The sequence below is a fragment of the Neisseria sp. P0021.S007 genome, from assembly GCF_051956855.1.
Genome location: NZ_JBQCXA010000919.1, coordinates 1 through 566, shown reverse-complemented (window position 1 = coordinate 566; position 566 = coordinate 1). Strand labels below are relative to the sequence as shown.

Genomic DNA, 566 nt, shown 5'->3' with positions numbered 1-566 from the left:
GCTTTTATCCGCTTTAAAACAAGGCGGAAGCAACGATTATCAGGGGCGGAAAATTTGTTTTTCCGAATGTGCAGCTTCACAAAAAGGCGGCTTTTTCTGTTTGGCCAATCAGTTTGGTTTTGGCGGCAGCAACACATCTTTGGTATGGCAATGGCAACCGTAAATCCTAATATCCATATTACCGCCGCTGTGCGTTTTGATACTGACGCTGGCACCGGCGGTAAAATCCTCAAACAAACCTTAAAGCAGCAAAGCGGTATAGATACCCGCCGCCTCAGCCGTTTGAGTTTGATTGCCGCGCTTGGTGCAGGGCAACTGAAAGAGCAATGCGAAATCTGTCCTGATTGCGCTGTTTTTCTCGGTACGCCGTTTTCTTCGCCATCCGTATTTGAAAAAATGGCAGACAATGTGCTGAACCATCACGCCGCGATGCCGTTTGACTTTATTGCCAACCTACACAATGCTCCCGTTTTTCATGCCGCGCGAGCGTTAGGAACGCATGGTGCAACTTTGGTCGTTACTGCCGACAACAATGTAGATACCTGCTTTCATCCATTATCTCTGGC

General features: G+C 48.1%; 2 pseudogenes. Both read left to right on the top strand.

Annotated features, from left to right (window positions below):
- Positions 1-163, top strand: a pseudogene (locus ACTHUR_RS16725) (beta-ketoacyl synthase N-terminal-like domain-containing protein); the annotation flags it as partial.
- A pseudogene (locus tag ACTHUR_RS16720) lies at positions 145-566 on the top strand (hypothetical protein); the annotation flags it as partial. The pseudogenes ACTHUR_RS16725 and ACTHUR_RS16720, both read left to right, overlap by 19 nt.